Here is a 20,383-nt window from a genome sequence, read left to right on the forward strand (position 1 = left end):
CGCCTTCACCGCTCGCGCGGGTCGGGTCTCACCGGCCCTCCACAGGCGTTTTACCTCTCCGCCAGCCCGGCGGCGAGAATGTTCTTCGCGGCGTTGACGTCCCGGTCATGCACGGCATCACAGCCGGGACACGTCCAGGCGCGAACGCCGAGAGTCATCGCGGTGTTGATCCGCCCGCACGCCGAGCAGGTCTTCGTGCTCGGATACCAGCGGTCGACGGCGATAACCTGCCGCCCGTACCAGGCGGCCTTGTACTCGATCATGCTGCGCAGTTGCGTCCACGCCGCGTCGGAAATGGCGCGGGCCAGCGAGTGGTTGCGCAGCATGGTGCGCACACTGAGATCCTCGATCACGACCGTTTGATTCTCACGGACGAGTCGAGTCGACAGCTTGTGCAGGTGATCCCGCCGCCGGTCGGCGATGCGGGCATGGATGCGGGCCACCGCCACGCGGGCTTTGGCCCGGTTGGCGGAGTCCTTGCCCTTGCGGGACAGGTTCCGTTGCGCCTTGGCCAACTTGCGCCGGTCAGCGCGCTCGTGCCGAGGGTTGCTGATTTTCTCCCCGGTGGACAGGGTGAGCAGACTGGTGATGCCCGCGTCCACCCCCACCGCCGTGCCCAGCGGAGGAAAAGGTGTGACGGTGGGATCCTCGACCAGCAGGGACACGAACCACCGACCGGCCGCGTCGCGGGACACCGTGACCGTGGACGGCTCGGCGCCGTCGGGCAGAGGCCGGGACCACACGATGGTCAGCGGGGCGTCCATCTTGGCCAGGGTGAGCTGCCCCTCGCGCCAGCGGAACGCCGAGCGGGTGTACTCCGCCGACGCCCGAGACCTGCGCTTGGACTTGAAACGCGGATACCGCGACCGCTTACCCCAAAACCCGGCGAACCCGGCTTGCAGATGCCGCAGGGCTTGCTGCAACGGCACGGAACTGACCTCGTTAAGGAACGCCAACTCCTCGGTGCGCTTCCACTCGGTCAGCCACGCCGACGACTGCACATAGGTGCTGCGTTGCCGGTCAACCGCCCACGCACGGGTCCGCGCTTCCAGGGCGAGGTTGTAAACCTTGCGGACGCATCCGAAGGTGCGGTTCAACTGCTCAGCCTGCGCCGGGGTCGGATAGAAGCGGTACTTGTATGCCCGCTTCACCACCTCACCCATGCCTCACTTCCTACCAGTAGTTCATGTAAGTCTATCCCTGAGGGGAGGGAGCGGCGTTTCCTCCCCCGCCTGAAGGCAGGGGTATCCACGCCGCGACACCGATGAAGTGCCCGACCGGAACCGGCCCGCCGCGAACATCATCGGACCACTGCCTCCAGATCCCGAGCGGGTCGTCGTAGAGCTTCGCGACCCGACCCCGGTGGCTCAAGAGAAACAGCACGGGGCACGCAATCTTCCGGCTGCCTCGGTCCGCCTCGTCCTGCTGGTAGTCCAACGTCGCGGCCGCGCGGAACTCCTCAGTGCCTGACCACAACGCTATCGACAGTCGGCCCACCCCCTGAGCAGATCGCGGGAACGACCAGCCGGGTTCGGTCACCCCTCGGCGGCCAGCGCGAGGACGTCTCGCGCGGTGGGCAGCGCGGCCTCACGGTGTGCTGGGACGAGACCGATCCGGGTGCGTCGGTCGAGCAGGTCGTCGACGGTGAGGGCGAGTTCGTGCCGGGTGGCCCAGAGGAGCTCTGCGCCGGTGACCGGGATGTCGGGGCTGATCGGCTGGCGGAGTTCGGCGGGCGCCTCGGCCAGGACGTCGACCGCCTCGGTGCCGTACCGGTGGACGAGCCGGCGTGGTGCGGGGACTCGGGCCAGTTGCGCTCTGCTCGCGGCGCCGGGTAGGGGGAGGTCGCGGGTGCGGCAGGGGCCGGCACGGAGGCGGCGCTGACGGACGGCGGTGTCGACGGCGTCCTCGGCCATCCGGCGGTAGGTGGTGAGCTTGCCGCCGATCACGCTGATGATCCCGTCGGGGTCGTCGATGACAGCGTGTCGGCGGGAGAGGTCGGCGGTTCGGGTGTCGGCGTTGGCGAGCAGCGGCCGTAGCCCGGCGTACGCACCGAGGACGTCGGCGGGTTGGAGGGGCTGGTCGAGGACGCTGTTGAGGACGTCGAGCAGGAACGCGATGTCGGCGTCGGTGGGTTGCGGCACGTCGGGGACGGGGCCGGTCACCGGCTCGTCGGTCAGTCCGGCGTACACCAGGCCGTCGGTCTGGGGCAGCGCGAAGACGTAGCGGGTGAACTCACCGGGGACCGGGATGGTCAGGCCGGCCCAGAGTCCGCCCAGGCGGGCGGCGGACAGGACGATGTGGGTTCCTCGCGATGGACGCAGACGTACGTGTGGGGTCAGGCTGCTGGCCCACACGCCTGTGGCGTTGATGACCGCGCGGGCGGCGACGTGCATCCGCGTCCCGGTGCGGGTGTCCTCGATGGTGGCGCCTTCGCGGTGCAGGCTGATCGCCCGGCAGCGGGGCAGGATGCGGGCGGACCGCGCTGCGGCCGCGCGCGCCAGACCGACGACAAGTCGCGCGTCGTCGCAGAGTTGCCCGTCCCAGGACAGGTGTGCTCCGCGCAGGCCCGCCGGCCGCAGCGCGGGCGCGATCGCGCCCGCCTCGGCCGAGCCGAGCCTGCGCGTTCCCGGAAGGGTCCGTCGGGAGGTTCCGGCGCAGGTACGCAGCACGTCTCCGGCGCGAAGGCCGACCGCCGCAGCGCGCGCCTGCCAACGGCTGGTGTACGCCGTCGCCGGTAGCAGCATCGGCAAGGGGCGCGTCAGGTGCGGCGCAGTGCGGGTCAGCAGCAGGTGGCGCTCGGCGGCACTCTCGTAGGCGATGCCCACCTGGCCGTGTGCGAGATATCGCAGGCCACCGTGGACCAGCTTGGAGCTCCAGCGGGACGTGCCGTTGGCCAGGTCATGGGCGTCGACGGCGACCACGGACAGTCCACGGCTCGCGGCGTCGAGCGCCACTCCGGCGCCGGTGACGCCCAGCCCGACGACCAGGACGTCGACGGGCGTGCCGGCGACCAGTTCGGTGAGGTCACGTTCCCGGCGGGAGACGGTCAGCGAGGTGTTCACACGCCTCCTTGCGATGTAGTGACATTGAATGTCACTCTGTCACACATGAATATGGAAGGGGAAGCATCGCCCGTCGGATGGGCCCGCTGGGGCACCACGAAGAACGCGCAGGTGCTGCCGGAATCCGCTTCGACGCTGTTGGCGCAGGTCCTCGAGCTGGCACCCCCGCCGCCGGTCGTACCGCTGGCCGAGGTGGCGGTGCCGGACTGCGAGCTGGACGGCGCGGTCCTGGGCGCGTTGCGGCAGGCGCTGGGCGTCGGGCACGTGGTCACCACCCGTGACGCCCGGGCACGTCACGCGTCGGGCATGTCGACGCCGGACCTGCTCCGCCATCGACAGGGCCTGGTACGGATGGCCCCGCAGGCCGTGCTGCGCCCGGCCGACCACGCCGAGGTGGTGTCCATCCTCGACATCTGCTCGCGGTTCGGGGTAACCGTGGTCCCCTTCGGTGGTGGCACCTCGGTCGTGGGCGGGCTGACGCCGTCCGCGGAACGGCACGTCGCCGTCGACCTGAGTCGGCTGAGCGACGTCGTCGCCGTCGACCCGACGTCGCGGACCGCCACGCTGCAGGCAGGGCTACGCGCCCCTCGGGCCGCCGAGCTGCTCGCCGAGCGCGGGTTCACCCTCGGCCACGTCCCGCAGTCCTACGAGTACGCCACGATCGGTGGGTTCGCCGCCACCCGGTCATCCGGCCAGGCGTCGGCTGGCTACGGCCGCTTCGACGACATGGTCATGGCGCTGACGGTCGCCACGCCCCGGGGCACCGTACGGGTCGGGCGCGCCCCCGCCTCGGCCGCCGGTCCGGATCTGCGGCAACTGTTCCTGGGCAGCGAGGGGACGCTCGGCGTCATCACCGACGTGACCGTCCGGATCCGCCCCCTCCCAGCCGAGTCGCACTACGAGGGCTGGCGGTTCGAATCGTTCGCCGAGGGCCTGCATGCCGTGCGGCGGCTGGCACAGGACGGGCCACGGCCCACGGTGCTGCGGCTGTCCGACGAGGTCGAGACGATGATCGGGGCGACCGGCGCCGGCCGCTCCGACGGCGGCTGCCAGCTGATCGCCGGGTACGAGGGCGCGGATGTCCGTTCCACCGTCGAAGCGACCGCCGCCGTGCTGGCGGCGCACGGCGGCGTTCCACTGGGCGAGGAGGCGGGCCAACAGTGGGCGCGGCACCGCTTCGACGCCCCGTACCTGCGGGACGCGCTGCTCGACGCGGGGGCGTTCGCGGAGACTCTGGAGACCGCGGCGTACTGGTCGGCGCTGCCGGAGGTACACGACCGGGTCCGGCAGGCGATCCTCGCGGCCTTGCCGGACGGGGCGCTGGTGCTGGCACACGTGTCCCACGTCTACGAGACCGGCGCGTCTCTGTACTTCACGGTGATCTGCTCCCCCGGACCGGATCCGGTCGACCGGTGGCGGAAGGCGAAGGCTGCGGCCAGCGACGCGATCGCGGCCGCGGGTGCCACGATCAGCCACCACCACGGTGTCGGCGCGGACCACCGGGCCTGGTACGCCGCCGAGATCGGCGACGTCGCCGTCGACCTGCTCCGGGCGGTCAAGCAGCAACTGGACCCGGCCGGCATCCTCAATCCCGGCATCCTGGTGCCGTAGGTGCGGTCCTTCGCAGTGATCCTCGGGCCCACCGCGCGCCGAGGACTGTCCCGCCTGATGCCGGTGGCCCATCTGCTCCGCGGCGCCGGCGCCCGGATCCGGGTCGAATACACGCAGACGGCCGAGCAGGCCCGCCAGCGCGCCACGGCGGCGCTGCACGGCGGCGAGGTCGTCGTCGCCGCCGGGGGCGACGGCACCATCGGCCTGCTCGCCGGAGCGGTCGCCGACACCGGCGGTCTGCTCGGCGTCATCCCCGCCGGTCGCGGTAACGACTTCGCCCGCCAGCTCGGGTTGCCGCACTCCCCCGAGGCGGTCGCGGACCTGCTGCTGCACGGACGACCACGGCACCTCGACGTCCTCCAGGTCGCGGGGCAGATCATCGTCGGCAGCGTCTATGTCGGCGTCGACGCGGCGGCCAACGAACTGGCCAACCGGTCACGTCTGCCCGCAGCGCTGGTGTATCCCACCGCCGGGCTGCGGGCACTGCTGCGCTGGCCGCGCACCCGGTACACGATCAGCGTCGACGGCCGGACCGAGCACCGGCACGCCTACACGGTGGTGATCGCCAACTGCGGGTACTACGGCGGTGGCCTGCACGTCGCCCCGGCGGCGCAGCCCGACGACGGGACCCTGGACGTCGTGGTGATCGGCCACGCCCCGAAGGTGCTGTTCCCGATCGCGCTGCGGCAGATGCGCACCGGCCGGCACGTACGGCGCGGGCACGTCTTCTCCTACCGGGGTACGTCGGTCACCGTGCGCGCCGACCGTCCGTTGACCGTGTACGGCGACGGTGATCCCGTCGGTCGCGCCGACGAGGTAACCGTCGAGGTCCGCCCGCAGGCACTGCACGTCATCGCCGGCTAGGTCCCGTCCGGTCGCGGCTTCGGCATCCGGATCATGTCGGTGGTGAGCACCAGAATGGGTGGCATGAGTGACCAGGTGCAGTTGAGGGATGTCGAAGAAGCCGATCTGGAGGCGTTCCACCAACAGGAAAACGATCCCGAGTCGGTCCGTCGGTCGAGGTTCACCCCACGCGACCGGGAGACCTTCGTGAAGCACTGGGCGACGAAGGTCCGCGGCGATCCCGGCGTCTTCGTGCAGACGGTGACCGTCGACGGTGCCACGGCCGGCAGCATCGTGGCCTGGTGGATCCAGGACCAGCGGTTCATCGGCTACTGGCTCGACCGCCAGTACTGGGGTCGGGGTGTGGGGACCAAGGCGTTGCGGCTGTTCCTGGGCCGGGAGAAGACCCGGCCGCTCTACGCGGACCCGGTCGGCACGAACACCGGCTCGGTCCGCCTGCTGGAGAAGCTCGGCTTCCAGCAGATCGACACCGTGCGTCACGGAGAAGACGAGCACGTCCTGCTTATGCTGGCCAGTCACACCAGTGCGCCGATCGGACCTCAGGACCCGCGAGACAACCCCTAGCCCGGCTCCAGGTAGCCGTCGACCAACAGCGCCAACTCCCGGTCGAACTCGGCAACCGGCACGTCGTCCGCGACCGTGCGCACGGACAGCACGAAGGACTGCGTGGTCAGGAAGACCGCGCGTGCCATGACCTCGGGCCGGCCGGGCCGGACGGAGCCGTCCTCGTGCCCGGCGACCAGCGCCGCCGTGAGGAACCGCAGCATCTCGTCCTGGCCGTTGCCCCGCCGGTCGAGAAGGTACGGGAGCAGCACCTCCGGATCGACGTCACGGATCTTGCACAGCAGCGGGTGTTCCCGTAGCTCCCGCGCCACCGCCACCACCCGCGACACCAGGCGGGACCGGCCCGAGCCGTCTGTCTCGGCGGCCGCGGCGGCCATCAGCACCTGATGCCACTCCCGGCTCATCAGGTCCCCGATCAGGGACTGCACGTCCGGCCAACGCCGGTAGACGGTCATCCGCGACACGCTGGCGCGCCGCGCCACATCCGTCATCGTCGTGCGACGTACGCCGTAGGCCAGCACGCAGTCACGGGCAGCGTCGAGAACCGTGTCGTCGACGCTGCGCTCGCCGGACTGGCTCACATCCACCACGCGGATTGTCTATCACAGGGGCGATGTGTCCAGAGCATCCGTGCGTCATGACGGCCGCCCGCCGAACGCCCAGTTGTGCACCTCGATCTCGGCGTACCGGCCCGGGGTCAGGACGGCACGCGCCCTATCCGGGTCCGACGCCCGGACCAGCGCCGCCGTACCCAGCCAGGTGGTGTCGTCGTCAGACAGCAGCGGCCCGTACGCGATCAGCTCGTCCCGGTCGGGCGACACGGCGAGATCGGCGGCCTGCCCCGCTCCGAGCCCGAGCACCAGGTACCGGCTGCCACCCGTCCGGCCTCCGGAGAAGTCCCACATGGTGCGGCCCAGCGTGTTGCGCCACCGGCGCAGCAGCACATCCCGGTACACGCCCGCCTGGTAGTTGGGCTCGTCGAAGGCGAACGCGCGGGCGGCGGCGGCATCGGGGAGGTCAACGATGTGCACGCTGCCGGTGGGCGTGTCACCGTCGTCGGCGAAGGTCGGGCCGCGCGCGATCATCTCTTCCGCGTACCGATCCATGTACGACCAGTGCTCCGCTAGCAGTTCGTCGCGCAGTGCCAGGGAGTCGTGCCGGTCGCGGTGGTAACAGAAGAACTCCATGCCCCAAGTCTTGACCAGTGCCCGACAGCGATGCGTGTCGGGCCGCGATGACGCTGTGGCGGCTCAGCGCACTGCGGCATCGGTACGAGGTTCGGGGCTGCCGATGTCCTGCAGATGGCGCAGCCCCTCCGCCCAGGAGCGGCCCAGACTGGTTTCGTGGTAGCTGATGTCGTGCTCGGCGCAGAACCGTTGGATCAATGGCCGGGCGCGGGCCAGGTTGGGGCACGGCATGCTCGGGAACAGGTGATGTTCGATCTGGTAGTTCAAGCCACCCAGAGCGGCGTCGAGGAGCCGCCCGCCGCGGACGTTGCGGGAGGTGAGTACCTGCCGCCGCAGGTAGTCGAGGTTGTCGTCGGCGCCGAGGATCGGCATGCCCTTGTGGTTGGGGGCGAAGGAGCAGCCGAGGTAGAGGCCCAGCAGGCCCTGGTTGACGACGATGAACACGACCGCCTGCGCGGGGCTCAGGACCAGGAACACGGCGGCGAGGTAGCCGCCCAGGTGCAGGGCCAGCAGCCCGGCTTCGGCGGGTCGACGCGCGAGGCGACGTGGGCTGAAGACGGCGCGGAGGCTGATGGCGTGCAGGTGTAGGCCCTCCAGCAGGAGCAGCGGGAAGAAGAGAAACGCCTGGTGACGGACGATCAGTGCGGCCAGGCCACGCCGTCGCCGGGCCTGGTCGGTGGTGAACGACAACGGCGCCACGGAGATGTCCGGGTCCTTGCCTTCGGTGTTCGGGTGGGCGTGGTGCCGGTTGTGCTTGTCCACCCACCAGCCGTAGCTGATCCCGGTCAGGAGGTTGCCGTGCACGATGCCGATCAGGTCGTTCGCCCGGCGCGAGCGGGCTATCTGCCGGTGTCCGGCATCGTGGCCGATGAACCCGGCCTGCGCGATGACCACCGCGAGTGCTACTGCCACTGCGAGCTGCCACCACGATTCGCCCAGTCGAGCGAACAGGACCCACAAGCCGGCGAAGGAGCCGACGACGAGGCCGATCCGCAGCGCGTAGTAGCCTGGCCGCCGATCGAGCAGACCCGCTGCGCGGACCTGCCGGGAAAGGTCTGCGTAGTCGCTGCCCCGCTGGCGGTCGACGCCGAGACTGATGTCGCTCACTTTGCAGCTCCCGCTGGTCGCTGTCCGCCGGATCTCTCAGCGGCGTCGGCTCGACCAGCCGGTCAGGCGGGCCATGAGCTGTTGACTCTTCTGCTGCGTGCTGGGTTTGGCCGCCTGGCGGCCGGCTCCCGCTGGATCAGATTACGCCTCCGTGGGTCGTTGAGCAGGCCGTTGAACGGCTTGCGCCGGAAGGGATTACGCGGATTACGCGGGACCGCGGGCCGGGCGTCGACGGCGAAGATCGATCTCCGCTTCGGGCTGAGCATTTGTCTAGCGCCGACCCTACATGCCTGACTAAAGTCAGCTATATGAGATCGGAGTTCGTCGCCGCGGTGCGGCGTTTCAACCGGACGGTCACCCAGCGAGTGGGGGCACTGGACGACGAATACATGGCCTCCGGACGCCCCCTCGCGCAGGCCCGGCTGCTGTGGGAGATCAGCCCCGACGGCGCCGAGGTGGCCGCGCTACGGGCCCGACTCGGGCTGGACTCGGGTTACCTCAGCCGGCTGCTGCGTGCCCTGGAAAACGACGGGCTCGTCACCGTCGGACCGGCCGACCAGCCCGGCGGCGACGCACGGGTACGGGTCGCCGCGCTCACCGGAGCCGGGCAGGCGGAGTGGGCCAAGCTCGACGAGCGCTCCGACGAGTTCGCCTCGGCTATCCTCGCACCGCTCACCGAGCCACACCGCGAACGGCTCGTCGCGGCGATGGCCCAGGTCGAGCGGCTGCTCATCGCGTCGATGGTGGTCATCGAGCCCTGCCCGCCAGGCGACCCCCGCGCCCGGGCATGCGTGCGCGCCTACGCCCGGGACATCAACCGGCGGTTCGACGGCGGGTTCGATCCGGCACTCAGCAACCCCGTCCACGACGAGGAGCTCATCCCGCCCGCCGGCGTGTTCCTACTCGCCACCCTCAACTCCGAGCCCGTCGGCTGCGGCGCGGTCAAACTCCACCCCGACGCACCCGCCGAGATCAAACGGGTCTGGGTGGCAGACACCGTGCGCGGGCTCGGCATCGGCCGGCGGATACTGCGCGACCTGGAGCGGTACGCCGGCGAGCGGGGCTGGACCACCACCCGGCTGGACACGAATCGAAATCTCACCGAAGCGATCGCGATGTACCACGCCGCCGGGTACCAGGAGATCGAGCCGTACAACAACGAGCACTTCGCGCACCACTGGTTCGAAAAGAAGCTTGATGGGCCAGGGCTGCCGGGAGAACAACCACCTCAGCGGACGAACTCGAGGCGGGAATCACGCCGCGATCCGTGAACGTGCGCCGGCAACGGGTATCGCAGGTGACGCGACACCGGGACGCGGGCGCCGTCCGACGCCGTATGCGTCACCCGGTGCCGCCCGCTATCGGACCGGGAGGAACGATCATGAGAAAGACCGAGCTGGCCGACGGTGGCCGGCGGGTCGTGGTGGTCGCTGTGGACAAGGGCGAGGACGCGGTGGCCGCCATCCACCAGGCGGCAACCCAGAGCGATATCCGCGGCGCGCGGGTCACCGCTGTCGGCGGGTTCCACTCGGCCGAGGTGGGCTACTTCGACCGCGAGAGGCGTGACTACGTCCGCATCCCCGTGGACGAACAGGTCGAGGTCCTGTCTCTGCTGGGCGACATCGCGGATGACCGGGGCAAGATCGCCCTGCACGTGCACACCGTCCTCGGCCGCCGGGACGGCACGACCGTCGGCGGGCACCTCATGCGGGGTGAGGTCTGGCCGACGCTGGAGGTCATCCTCACCGAGGTCGGCGCCAGCCTCACCAAACAGGTTGATCCAGAGACCGGCCTCGCCCTGCTCCCGGCAACCACCTACGGGCCACCATCCGCTGCATGAAATCGCACTGCCCGGTGCGGCGGCAGTTGCAGCGGTGGGGCGTCATGCCTCCGGCCTCAGCGCGCGGCGCCGCCCGGTCGACCCAGGGCGGTCCCGGAGGGCCGGTGACCGACGCGTGGAGCCCGTACCACCGAAGAGTTGCCCGATCCTGGGCGGAATTCCCGTGCCGCACTGGCCACCGTGTCGTCGGGATCACGCTCAAGTGCGTGCCGGATGTGCGCCGGGATGACCTCGGACTTCGCCATCGCCAGGCGGACCTGCACCGAACGGTCGTCAACCAGGAGTTCCAGATCCGCCTCGTCCAGCTCGACCGCGCGGACCAGCGCGGCACGGACGTCGACCACGGGGTCCTGGGCGAGCGCGCGGCGCTGCTCGGCCGTGGTCCGCGGGTTGCGGGCGACCCCCTTGCGTACGCGTACGGTGCGATCGGCCAGCAGAGCGGTGATCACATCCGGATCGTGGCTGTGGGTGGCGAGTCGTTCCCGTACCTCGGGTGAGACGTCGTCGATCAGCTTGGCGGCCAGATCAGGCTCCAGCTCCCGCGTCTCCGCGAGGAGACCACGAAGCTCCTTGTCGGGTGCCTCTGACATCACACGGCGAACGGACTCGTCGCAAGCCGGGTTGCCGGCGACCGCCCAGCGGACCCACCGGTCGGCGTCCTTGACCAGTCGCAGGAGATTGGCGATCGAGGTCGAGGGGTTTCTCGCCACGGCCTCCCGGACGTCACGATCGGGGTCCCGGGTCAGCGGGCGCAGTGCCTGCGCGGGTGCGTCAATCCGGACCGCGACCGCCTTACGGACCACGGGCGACGGGTCGGACGCCAGGTCGAAAAGGGTCATCTGTGGCGTTGCGGGGTCCTGTGCGAGGGCGAGCCGCGCGTCGGCGCCACCACCGATCTCCCGGTAGGCGGTGGAACCTGACCCGTTGTGACGGTCGGGCCCGCCGACGTCCTGCTGCTTTGCCATGGGTCCAATCATGTCACGGGCTGACCGGGGGCAACGCGAGCCTGACCAGCGCCTCGATCTGGCCGAGAGAGTGCGTCAGCCGGTGGTGGGCTGGTCAGACCGCCGAGCATGACCTTGATCGCCTTCGCTCGGGCTACGTCGCTGTCGGCGCTGAGGGTCATCCTGCCGAAGGCGGCGATGTCCCCGGCGGTGATGCCGGGTCGGGCGGCCGAGACACCGGCGTGCCGACGACCGACCGACCCAGCCGGGCAGTACGTCGACAGTGGACGTGGGTACGATGCCAGCGATCCACACAGGATGACATTTCTCGAGGGGAGCCTCGCATGGCTAGCCTGGAATCCGAACTCGCCGCGAAGCTTCAGCCCGACGTGCCGCACGCGGCACGGATCTGGAACTACTGGATGGGCGGCAAGGACAACTTCCAGTCCGACCGGGCGGCCGGTGACGGTGTGGCCGAGGTCTACCCGGAGATCGTCCTCATGGCGCAGCAGTCCCGCCGGTTCCTGGTGCGAGCCGTACGATTCCTGGCCGCCGAGGCCGGCATCCGCCAGTTCCTGGACATCGGCACCGGCCTGCCCACCATGCAGAACACCCACGCGGTCGCCCAGGAGGTCGCGCCCGAGTCGCGGATCGTCTACGTGGACAACGACCCGATGGTGCTCGTGCACGCCCGGGCACTGCTGGCCAACACGACCTCCGAGGGCGTCACCAACTACGTGCCCGCCGACTACCACGACCCCGAGAAGATTCTCACCGAGGCGGCGGCGACGCTGGACTTCAGCCAGCCCATCGCCGTGATGTACATGGGCGTGATGGGCTACGAGCCCGACATCAACGTCGTGCGATCGATCGTCCAGCAGACGATGAACGCCACCGCCTCCGGCAGCCACCTGGTGCTGTGGGACGGCACCGACACCAGCCCGGCGGTGGTCTCCGGCGCTGCGCGGCTGGCCGAGAGCGGGGGTGTCCCGTACATCCTGCGCAGCCCCCAGGAGCTGGCGAGCTGCTTCGAAGGGCTGACAATGGTAAGGCCCGGCCTGGTGCCGATCCCGCTGTGGCGGCCGGACGAGCCCGACGCACAGGCAATCGACGCGTACGGCGCAGTGGCCCGCAAGCCCTGACCGTTCGCCTTCGGTCCGGGAGCCCGGGCCGGTCTCGCACCGGCCTGGGCCCGCCGGCAGGGTTTCCGTCAGGTCGATCTCCCTACCCGGGCAGGGAGATCGACCTGCGATTGATGTAGACGACCTGGGCGGCGAAGGCCAGCAGAGCCAACACGCTGCCGACGCCGATCGCGAGCCCGGACGACAACCCGGCAAGTCCGACCAACAGCGTGACCACGAGCCCCGCCAGCAGTGCGTTCACGGCACCGACCAACGCCGCCGTCGTCAGCAGCATCTGCGCTCGCCCGGGCGCGCTGCCAACCGCCGCCCAGGTCGCCTGCGTGGAAACCTCGCCCTGCACCGCGTCGGCGAAGAACTTGTGATCGCCGGCCAGTCGACGGTGGTAGTAGGCCCGGATGCGTTGGATCCGCGCGAGATCCAGCTCGTTCTCCACCATGTTCTGCACGAGCCGCAGGAATGTGAGCATTCCGGTGATCACCAGCGTCGGCAGCACCGCCCCGAGGTACGGCCGGACGAGCGCGGCGTTACTGGCAACGAAGCCGAGCCCGATCAGCGCGGCAGAGAGCATGGACAGGAAGATCGTCGCCCGGCCCACCGACTCGGTGATGGTCGCGCTGCGCGAGGTCTGCAGCACGAAATGCTCGGTGGTGAGGGCGCTGAGCAACGCCTGTTCGCGTTCGCCGTCGTCCATGCACCTCACCGTCCGTGACTGACCGGGGTCATCGTCACGATACGAGCTTCGGGAAACGCCCGGACGGAAAACCGACGGTCATGCGCGGGACATTGAGCGTCGCCACCGCGACGCCGCCCGGCCGACCGAGACGCTGGGCCGACTCAGGAACTGGGCAACACCTGGTCAGTGGTGCTGGCCCCGGCGGAAGCGGTCGGCTCGCGCAGCGGAATGCCTCGCAGGTTGAGCACCATGACGAGGCCGACGCCGACGACCAGGGCGATATCAGCGACATTGCCGACAAAGAATCCGGCGTAGTCGATGAAGTCCACAACGTGTCCCCGGGCGAAACCCGGCTCGCGGAAGAGGCGGTCCAGCAGATGCGTCGCCGCACCGCCGAGCACCAACCCCAACGCCACCGCCCAGGGCCGCGAGGTGACCCGCCGCGCCACGACCGTCACCCCGACCACCGCCGCAGCCGCGGTGATCGAGAAGATCCAGGTGGACCCGGAGCCGATGGAGAAGGCGGCACCGGGGTTGTAAACCAGTCGCAGTTGCAGCAGGTCACCGACGACGGAGATGGTCTGGCCGGCGGACAGCGTGGACTGGACCCAGTACTTGGTGGCCTGGTCGGAGACGAGCACCAGGGCAGCGATCATCACAACGGCGCGGAACACACCGGAACCCTAACGGGTCGCCTCCAGAGCACACCAACGATGACCATCAGGCGGTGGGACGGTAGGTAGCGATGATCACGCCGGTTGTCGTCGGTACGGCCTCGACCAGTTCCAACGTGCCGTACGCGTCCTCACCCTCGGCGAACAGCTTCATCCCGGTGCCGAGCGTGAGTGGGTGGATCGACAGCGTGTAGACGTCGACCAGGCCGGCTCGGGCCAGCGACCGCACCAACTCGCCGCTGCCGAGCACGATCAGGTCGCCCTCGACGTCGCGCTTGAGCGTGGCCACGGCGTCGGCCGCGTCGCCTTCGAGCAGGGACGAGTTCTCCCAGGGCAGCGGCTCCGCCAGTGCGCGCGAGGCGACGTACTTGCGCCTCCGGTTGAGGACCTCGGTGTACGGGTTACCGTCGGTCTGCTTCGACCAGAAGCCGTAGAACTGCTCGTAGGTGCGGCGCCCGAAGAGCATCCCGCCGCCCTCGCTCATGCCCTTGCCCATCGTCTCGGCCATGACCTGGTCGGCATACGGGCGGGCCCAGCCGCCATACGGGAAGCCTCCCCGCGTGTCCTCGTCGGCCCCGCCCGGCGCCTGCATGACCCCGTCGAGCGTCACGTTCTGGACCACGACGACCTTGCCCATGATGCTCTCCTCGCGTAAGCGGCCGGCCCTTCGCCGGCCTCTCACCAGCTACACGAACGACCCGCCCCCGGATCGACAACACCGGGAAAAGCCACCTTGCCCGCGGCTGTTGCGTCGCTTCGACGGATCCTCCGCCCGGCCAGCCTTCTCCCGCTCCTGGCAGCGCAGCAGGTCGTGCCTCGCGCCCTACCTGGCGTCGGCCATCGCCGACGCGAACCAGCCGGTGATGGTGGTGGGGTGGGTGATCGCAGTGCCCACCACCACCGCCCACGCGCCGGCCCGCAACGCCTGCGCCGCCTGCGCCGGTGTGTGGATCCGGCCTTCCGCGATCACCGGCACGTCGATCGCGGTGGCGAGCTGGGCCACCAGATCCAGGTCCGGGCCGGGCTGCTTGCTGGTGTACGACGTGTAGCCGGCCAGGGTGGTGCCCACCAGGTCGGCACCCGCCGCGACGGCGGCGATTCCCTCGTCGAGGGTGGAGCAGTCGGCCATCACCATGGCTCCGGTCTGCTCGTGCACGGCGGCGACGGTCTCGGTGAGGGACCGGCCGTCGGCCGCGCCAGCCGCCATGGCTAGCGAGCGAACTCGGCGCGGGGCCCCGAGTTGCCTCCTCAACGGCTTGTCGGTGGTGCTCACGTAAATGCCTCCATAGGCTCTGCATGCGCTCCGTGACAGCTCAGCGCTGCGGGGGGTAGAGGGTATGGGGTCTGACGTCTGACGTCTGATGCCGCTAGGCTGAGCGTGACAGATCCGTAAAGGAAGGGCAAGGGGCAGATGACGACGATTGACGCGAGCCCGCTACGCGGGCAGGAGCGCCCGGGTCCCCGTCGACAGGAGGTCGTGACAGGGATCAAGGAGTACATCCTGCGCAATCGCCTCAAGCCGGGAGACCTTCTCCCCACCGAGACGGAACTGTGCGAGGCCATCGGAGCCAGCCGGTCCAGCGTCCGTGAGGCGGTCAAGATCCTCTCCACTCTCGACATTGTCGAAGTGCGACACGGCCACGGCACGTTCGTCGGCCACATGTCCCTCAACGCCCTCGTCGAAAGTCTGGCTTTCCGCGGCCTGCTGAGCGCCGAGGAAGACCACCAGGTGCTGGGCCAGGTCGTGGATGTCCGGCAGACCCTTGAGCAGGGCCTCGCCGCGGACATCATCAAGGTCCTCGACGCGGAACACCTCGCAGACCTCTCCGCGCTCGCCGACCAGATGGCGGATCTCGCCGCCCAGGACAAGGACTTCCTCGAGGTCGACAGGGCCTTCCACCTGAAGCTGATGGAGCCCCTGGGCAACGACCTGATCCTCCAACTGACCGAGGCGTTCTGGCAGGTACAGGCCATCGTCGCCCCCACCCTGCGCACCCAGCCAGAAGACCGGGTGATCACCGCACAGCGGCACCGGGCGATCGTCGACGCGATCACCGGAGGCGATCCGGCGGTCTTGCGGTCCGCCATCGCCGACCACTACGCGCCCGTCCGCGCGAGCCTCGCACGCTCCGTCCAGTCCTGAGCCAACCGATCGCCGAGCAGCATCGCCCTGCCGTCCGCCGCCCCTAGCCGTCGGACGGCGGACGGCGTGACTGCGCACCCATCGCCAGCGGTGGCCTACGCCGCCAGAAGCAGCCGGTCCTGAGCTCAGGGTGAGCCGGTTTCACCGTGCTCCCAGCTTGGCGGCCATCCCGGCCGACTGAACCTGCTGCTCGACAACCGCAGCACCACGTCACAGGCCTTCACCGTCACCTGGGCCGGGCGCTCCGGCTCGCCGTGGACCAGGACGGTCCCCGCCAACAGCAGCACCCAGTTGTACTGGACCCTGACGGCCGGCGCGGCGTACACGCTGCGAACGACCACCCCGACCGGGCTGGACGACACCTCCGCCGGCATATTCCACTGCGGCACCGGCATGTCCGCGCTCACCAGCTTCGACTGCACGGCCAGTCGCCTTCAGCTCACGCTGGAGAACCGCACCACGACCGCCCGGGACTTCACCGTCACCTGGCCCGGACGCACCGGCTCACCGTGGACCCGCACGGTCGCCGCCGGCGGCAACTTCCTGCACTACTGGACGGTCGACGCCGGCACCCCGTACAGCCTGCGGGTCACCGCTCCGGGCTTCGACAGCACACAGCGAGGCACCGCCACGTGCGGCATGGCCGCCGGAACCCCGCAGATGAACACGACCACGCTGCTGACCACGCAGACCGTCATCCGCAACCTCAACGGTGCCAACGGTCGCTACGACGGCACCGCGGCCTCGGTCCGCATCCCGGGCATGGCCGTCACCAACAACGGCACCGTCGTCGCCGTCGCCGACGCGCGGGTCGACGGCTCGTACGACCTGGGCGGCGGCACCAACAACATCCAGATCGCCATGATCCGCAGCACCGACGGCGGCCGCACCTTCGAGCAGCCACGCGTCATCCACGCCCCCGCCACCACCCGCGAGGGGGTGGGCGATCCCAGCGTGCTGGTGGACCGCGCGACCGGCACCGTCTACTGCTTCTTCACCTACTCCCCCAGGCCCGGCATCAGCTTCTGGTCGGGCTCCTCCGGGGTCAACACGGCGGATGACCCCAACAGCATGCACCTGCCGTATATCACGAGCAGGGACAACGGCGCCACCTGGAGCGCCGCCGTGGAGCTGAACCCGGCGGTCAAGGACCCGGCGTGGCAGCAAGTGTTCTTCTCCTCCGGCCACGGGATCCACACCAGCACCGGCCGCCTGGTCCAGCCGATCGCGTACCGGGACGCGGCGGGCACCAGCCATGCCGCCAACATCTACAGCGACGATCACGGTGTGACGTGGCGACGCGGTGGGTCCGCCGGTGGGACCATCAACGAGAGCAAGGCAATCGAGCGCAACACCGGGACCGTCGTGCAGAACATGCGCCACAACGGCACCCGCAGCCGGTTCTACGCGACGTCCACCAACGGAGGCGCAACGTTCGGCCCGGCCACGGCCAGTGCCGTGCTGACCGATCCGCTGTGCAACGCCGACGAACTGTCCTACCTGCGCCCGTCGGAGGTGGGCACGAACGGTGCGCCGATCCGCACCCGCACCGCTCTGTTCAGCAACAACGCCCACCCGACCGCGCGCAATGACCTCACCGTCCGGCTGTCCACCGACGACGGCGTCAGCTGGCCGGCCCGGGCGCTGATCAAACCGGGCGGCGCGGGCTACTCCACGATGGCCGTGCTGGCCAACGGACAGATCGGCAACCTGTACGAGGTCGGCAACACCGGCGGCATCTACTTCGCCCGCTTCAGCCTCGACTGGGTCAAGGGGGCCTGAAAGTTGTGAATTCTCGGCGTGGTCTTCACCGGCAGTGTCAGCGAAGACCACGTCCTGGTGTCACCGGGTGGCCGACCGGCCCTGAGCGGCCGACCGGCTCTGCAGACGCGAGCGGCCGTACGCGGCAAGGGCGTGGAAGGCGGCCTTCGGCGTCCACGAGCCGTCCGGCAGCACCCGCACGATCCCGCGCGCGGCCAGGTCGAAGTCGCGCTCCGGGTCGTCGGTGGTCGGCAGGTGCCGGTTCGCGAACGTGTACACGAACGCCGCCTCCACCCCGCCGGCCTCGTAGTCGCGCAACAGGTCCACGACGTAGCGGGCCTGGCCCTCCTCGTCGCGCTCCAGCCCCGTGGTGAGCTTCGCGGCGCGGCCGTACTCGTCGTACGTCACCGGCTCCGCCCCGCCCGCGACGTCGGCCGCGCCGCGGAACGTGCAGCAGCCGAACTCGGTGGCGGCGTACGGCTTGCCCTGCCCCACCGCGGCCGCCAGGGTCTGCGGGAACGCTGCGGCGTTGGTCGCGTCGCGGTACCCGGCGTCGCTGGCGATGATGTCGAACGGCGCCCAGTTCACGGCCTCCAGCGGGATCGAGGCTTGACGATCTCTCGGCCTAAAGGACGGAGATTCCCTCCACGCTGCGTGTGGAACACGCGGCGTGCGGGTGGATTCCTGCTTCGCGGCGCGGTGCCGGCACGGGTGCCGGTCTTACCTGCGCTCCACAGGCGTTTAGGCTCTCGGCGCGTCCCGCCGCGAGTATGTTGATGGCCGCGTTGACGTCCCGGTCGTGGGTGCTGCCGCATGGGCAGGTCCACGATCGGACGTTGAGCGTCATCTTGTTGATCCGGCCGCAGTCGGAGCACATCCGGGTGGATGGAAAGAACCGGTCCACCCGGCCGAAGGTCCGCCCGTACCGGGCGGCTTTGTACTGCAACATGTCGGTAAAGCTGGCCCAGCCCGCATCGTGCACGGACTTCGCGAGTCTGGTTCGGCCGAGTCCGGTCACGCACAGGTCCTCGACGTATACCGCTTGGTTGTCGCGGATGATCGTCGTGGACAGTTTGTGCTGCCAGTCCCGCCGGGTGTCGGCCACCCGGGCGTGCGCCCTGGCGACTTTCACGACGGCTTTCCTGCGGTTCTGACTGCCTCGCTGCTTGCGGGACAGGTCCTGCTGCAACCGCTTGAGCTTGCGGGCCGCGCGGCGCAGGAACTTCGGTGCGGCGACCTTCGTGCCGTCGGAAAGGACGGCGAAGTGGGTCAACCCGAGGTCGATGCCCATCTCGGACTCGAGCGGCGGTAACGGCTCGTCTGTGGTCTGCACAACGAACGAGGCGAAGTACCGGCCCGCGGCGTCCCGGATCACCGTGACCGAGGTGGGCTCGGCCGGCAAACCCCGCGACCAGCGCACGCTTAGGTCACCGACCTTCGGCAACCGCAGCCGGCCATTGGCGCAGACCTTGAACCGGCTGTTCCTGGTGAACCGGATGGCCTGCCGGTTGTCCTTGCGGGACCGGAACCGCGGCGGAGCCACCTTCCGACCTTTGCGTTTGCCGGTGACCGAGGCGAAAAAGTTGCGGTACGCGGTGTTCAGGTCCGCGAGGGCCTGCTGCAGCACCACCGACGACACCTCGCCCAGCCACGCCCGTTCAGGTGTGGCCTTAGCCGCGGTGATGACCTGCCTGGACAGTTCCCCGTCGGTGACATACCGCCGCCCGGCGTCGCGGGCTTCCTGCCGCGCGCGCAGTCCGTCGTTGAACACCACCCGCGCGCACCCGAACGCCCGAGCCAGCGAATGCTGCTGACTCGGCGTCGGGTAGACGCGGTAGTTGTAACGGAGCTGCACAGACAAAACGTACCATTGGTTTATGGCTCAGATCGAAGGCATTCGCACTGGCAGACACTGCGTTTTCGCTCTGCACGCTCATTTGGTCTTCGTGACTAAGTTCCGGCACGAAGTGTTCGCAGACCGGCACCTCGCCCGGATGGAGGAGATCGTGCGGACGGTGTGCGCCAACTTCGAGACTGAGTTGGTCGAATTCAACGGCGAGAACAACCACGTCCACCTGCTCGTGAACTTTCCACCCAAAGTCGCCCTGGCGAAGCTGGTCAACTCCCTCAAGGGCGTGTCCAGCCGACGGATGCGGCAGGAGTTTCCCGACCTGCGGCGGCACTACTACCGGGCCAACAAGCTCTGGTCGGGATCGTACTTCGCAGGCTCTCTCGGCGGGGCACCTCTCAGTGTCGTACGTCAGTACATCGAGCAGCAGAACCGTCCGGTTTAGAGCACTGCTCGGGCTTAGCGCCCTCCCAGCGCGGGTCTCCACCCCCGCCCTGAAGGGCGGAGCACTGGCCCGCAACCCGGTAGCCGACGGGCCCTGCGAACCGCTCCCGCACCGTGGGCACCGCCTCGGCGAGGAAGTCGCGCACCGCGGCGCGCGCGGCCGGGACCGCCTCCCTCATCCGCATCAGTTCGGTGAACAGCGCCATGCGCTCGGCCAGGTCGCGGCCGGGCAGGAAGCCGTCGGTGAACATGGCGATCTCGGAGCCGGTGAGGTACACGACCGACGCCCCGATCTGCCGCAGCCGCTCGGCCCGCTCCGCGCCGTCGAGCACGAACGCCATGAGCCCGTCGCGGTCGAGGCCGTTGGTGAACGGGCTGTACCACACCTCGAGCCCGGCCTCGGCGGCGAACCTCGCGGTCAGCTCGAGCCGGTCCTGGACCCCGCCGGTGATGCGCACCGCGTCGCAGTGCAGCTCGTCGCGGATGACGCGCAGGTCGCGCCGCACGATCTCGGGGTC

22 protein-coding genes are annotated in these 20,383 nt (G+C 69.6%); 9 read left to right on the plus strand and 13 right to left on the minus strand.

Annotated elements, in window-relative coordinates; genetic code table 11:
* Positions 1-50 precede the first annotated feature (50 nt).
* Together OG470_RS30915 and OG470_RS30920 are read right to left on the minus strand one after the other, a co-directional pair.
* Positions 51-1,163, minus strand: a complete 1,113-nt coding sequence (locus tag OG470_RS30915; RefSeq protein WP_328417997.1) for an RNA-guided endonuclease InsQ/TnpB family protein — start codon at positions 1,161-1,163, stop codon at positions 51-53.
* A 372-nt stretch (positions 1,164-1,535) separates the two neighbouring features.
* A complete protein-coding gene (locus OG470_RS30920) occupies positions 1,536-3,062 on the minus strand; it encodes a glycerol-3-phosphate dehydrogenase/oxidase (RefSeq protein WP_328417998.1) in 1,527 nt (508 codons plus the stop codon).
* 45 nt (positions 3,063-3,107) lie between these two features.
* Between OG470_RS30920 and OG470_RS30925 the strand changes: the two genes are divergently transcribed.
* From OG470_RS30925 to OG470_RS30935, 3 genes are all read left to right on the plus strand, one after another.
* On the plus strand, positions 3,108-4,673 hold the full coding sequence (locus OG470_RS30925) for an FAD-binding oxidoreductase (protein WP_328417999.1): 1,566 nt from the start codon (positions 3,108-3,110) through the stop codon (positions 4,671-4,673).
* Positions 4,674-5,537: a diacylglycerol/lipid kinase family protein gene (locus tag OG470_RS30930; protein ID WP_328418000.1), complete on the plus strand. Its 864-nt coding sequence runs from the start codon at positions 4,674-4,676 to the stop codon at positions 5,535-5,537. It abuts the gene before it with no gap.
* Positions 5,538-5,600: 63 nt separating this feature from the next.
* Positions 5,601-6,101: a GNAT family N-acetyltransferase gene (locus OG470_RS30935; RefSeq protein WP_328418002.1), complete on the plus strand. Its 501-nt coding sequence runs from the start codon at positions 5,601-5,603 to the stop codon at positions 6,099-6,101.
* Here OG470_RS30935 and OG470_RS30940 read toward each other — a convergent pair.
* The 3 genes from OG470_RS30940 to OG470_RS30950 form a co-directional block, all read right to left on the minus strand.
* Complete coding sequence (locus tag OG470_RS30940) at positions 6,098-6,688, minus strand: TetR/AcrR family transcriptional regulator (protein WP_442931004.1); 591 nt, start codon at positions 6,686-6,688, stop codon at positions 6,098-6,100. The genes OG470_RS30935 and OG470_RS30940 overlap by 4 nt on opposite strands.
* A gap of 48 nt (positions 6,689-6,736) precedes the next feature.
* Positions 6,737-7,288 carry a YciI family protein gene (locus OG470_RS30945; protein ID WP_328418006.1) on the minus strand — a complete coding sequence of 184 codons (552 nt, stop codon included), beginning with the start codon at positions 7,286-7,288 and terminating at the stop codon, positions 6,737-6,739.
* A gap of 63 nt (positions 7,289-7,351) precedes the next feature.
* Positions 7,352-8,395: a fatty acid desaturase family protein gene (locus tag OG470_RS30950; protein WP_328418008.1), complete on the minus strand. Its 1,044-nt coding sequence runs from the start codon at positions 8,393-8,395 to the stop codon at positions 7,352-7,354.
* Between the two features lie 308 nt (positions 8,396-8,703).
* On the opposite strand from OG470_RS30950, the gene OG470_RS30955 reads away from it, so the two are divergent.
* Positions 8,704-9,666, plus strand: a complete 963-nt coding sequence (locus OG470_RS30955; protein ID WP_328418010.1) for a helix-turn-helix domain-containing GNAT family N-acetyltransferase — start codon at positions 8,704-8,706, stop codon at positions 9,664-9,666.
* 110 nt (positions 9,667-9,776) lie between these two features.
* Entirely contained in the window at positions 9,777-10,235 is a 459-nt protein-coding gene (locus OG470_RS30960) for a PPC domain-containing DNA-binding protein (RefSeq protein ID WP_328418012.1), read from the plus strand.
* 56 nt (positions 10,236-10,291) lie between these two features.
* Here the strand turns inward: OG470_RS30960 and OG470_RS30965 are convergent, their stop codons facing one another.
* Positions 10,292-11,200, minus strand: coding sequence for a hypothetical protein (locus OG470_RS30965; protein WP_328418014.1), 909 nt, complete (start codon positions 11,198-11,200; stop codon positions 10,292-10,294).
* 323 nt (positions 11,201-11,523) lie between these two features.
* On the opposite strand from OG470_RS30965, the gene OG470_RS30970 reads away from it, so the two are divergent.
* Positions 11,524-12,321 carry an SAM-dependent methyltransferase gene (locus OG470_RS30970; protein WP_328418016.1) on the plus strand — a complete coding sequence of 266 codons (798 nt, stop codon included), beginning with the start codon at positions 11,524-11,526 and terminating at the stop codon, positions 12,319-12,321.
* Positions 12,322-12,403: 82 nt separating this feature from the next.
* Here the strand turns inward: OG470_RS30970 and OG470_RS30975 are convergent, their stop codons facing one another.
* From OG470_RS30975 to OG470_RS30990, 4 genes are all read right to left on the minus strand, one after another.
* Positions 12,404-13,012 (minus strand): hypothetical protein, encoded by a 609-nt coding sequence (locus tag OG470_RS30975; protein WP_328418018.1) that lies wholly within the window; start codon positions 13,010-13,012, stop codon positions 12,404-12,406.
* Positions 13,013-13,155: 143 nt separating this feature from the next.
* Positions 13,156-13,668, minus strand: coding sequence for a signal peptidase II (gene lspA / locus OG470_RS30980; RefSeq protein WP_328418020.1), 513 nt, complete (start codon positions 13,666-13,668; stop codon positions 13,156-13,158).
* Between the two features lie 46 nt (positions 13,669-13,714).
* Positions 13,715-14,305, minus strand: coding sequence for a dihydrofolate reductase family protein (locus OG470_RS30985; protein WP_328418022.1), 591 nt, complete (start codon positions 14,303-14,305; stop codon positions 13,715-13,717).
* A gap of 186 nt (positions 14,306-14,491) precedes the next feature.
* Positions 14,492-14,941: an N-acetylmannosamine-6-phosphate 2-epimerase gene (locus tag OG470_RS30990; RefSeq protein ID WP_328418024.1), complete on the minus strand. Its 450-nt coding sequence runs from the start codon at positions 14,939-14,941 to the stop codon at positions 14,492-14,494.
* A gap of 204 nt (positions 14,942-15,145) precedes the next feature.
* On the opposite strand from OG470_RS30990, the gene OG470_RS30995 reads away from it, so the two are divergent.
* Both OG470_RS30995 and OG470_RS31000 read left to right on the plus strand, forming a co-directional pair.
* Positions 15,146-15,811 carry a FadR/GntR family transcriptional regulator gene (locus OG470_RS30995; protein ID WP_328418025.1) on the plus strand — a complete coding sequence of 222 codons (666 nt, stop codon included), beginning with the start codon at positions 15,146-15,148 and terminating at the stop codon, positions 15,809-15,811.
* 183 nt (positions 15,812-15,994) lie between these two features.
* Positions 15,995-17,593, plus strand: coding sequence for an exo-alpha-sialidase (locus OG470_RS31000; protein WP_328426700.1), 1,599 nt, complete (start codon positions 15,995-15,997; stop codon positions 17,591-17,593).
* Positions 17,594-17,653: 60 nt separating this feature from the next.
* Here OG470_RS31000 and OG470_RS31005 read toward each other — a convergent pair whose 3' ends face one another.
* Positions 17,654-18,160 (minus strand): hypothetical protein, encoded by a 507-nt coding sequence (locus tag OG470_RS31005; RefSeq protein WP_328418027.1) that lies wholly within the window; start codon positions 18,158-18,160, stop codon positions 17,654-17,656.
* Positions 18,161-18,197: 37 nt separating this feature from the next.
* On the minus strand, positions 18,198-19,427 hold the full coding sequence (locus tag OG470_RS31010) for an RNA-guided endonuclease InsQ/TnpB family protein (protein ID WP_328418029.1): 1,230 nt from the start codon (positions 19,425-19,427) through the stop codon (positions 18,198-18,200).
* Between the two features lie 22 nt (positions 19,428-19,449).
* Here OG470_RS31010 and tnpA point away from each other — a divergent pair, with 22 nt between their 5' ends.
* Positions 19,450-19,866 carry an IS200/IS605 family transposase gene (gene tnpA, locus OG470_RS31015; protein WP_328418031.1) on the plus strand — a complete coding sequence of 139 codons (417 nt, stop codon included), beginning with the start codon at positions 19,450-19,452 and terminating at the stop codon, positions 19,864-19,866.
* Here tnpA and OG470_RS31020 read toward each other — a convergent pair.
* On the minus strand, positions 19,820-20,371 hold the full coding sequence (locus tag OG470_RS31020; RefSeq protein ID WP_328418033.1) for a hypothetical protein: 552 nt from the start codon (positions 20,369-20,371) through the stop codon (positions 19,820-19,822). The two genes, tnpA and OG470_RS31020, sit on opposite strands and share 47 nt — an antisense overlap.
* Positions 20,372-20,383: the final 12 nt, after the last annotated feature.

The organism is Micromonospora sp. NBC_00389 (assembly GCF_036059255.1).
Lineage (GTDB): Bacteria > Actinomycetota > Actinomycetes > Mycobacteriales > Micromonosporaceae > Micromonospora.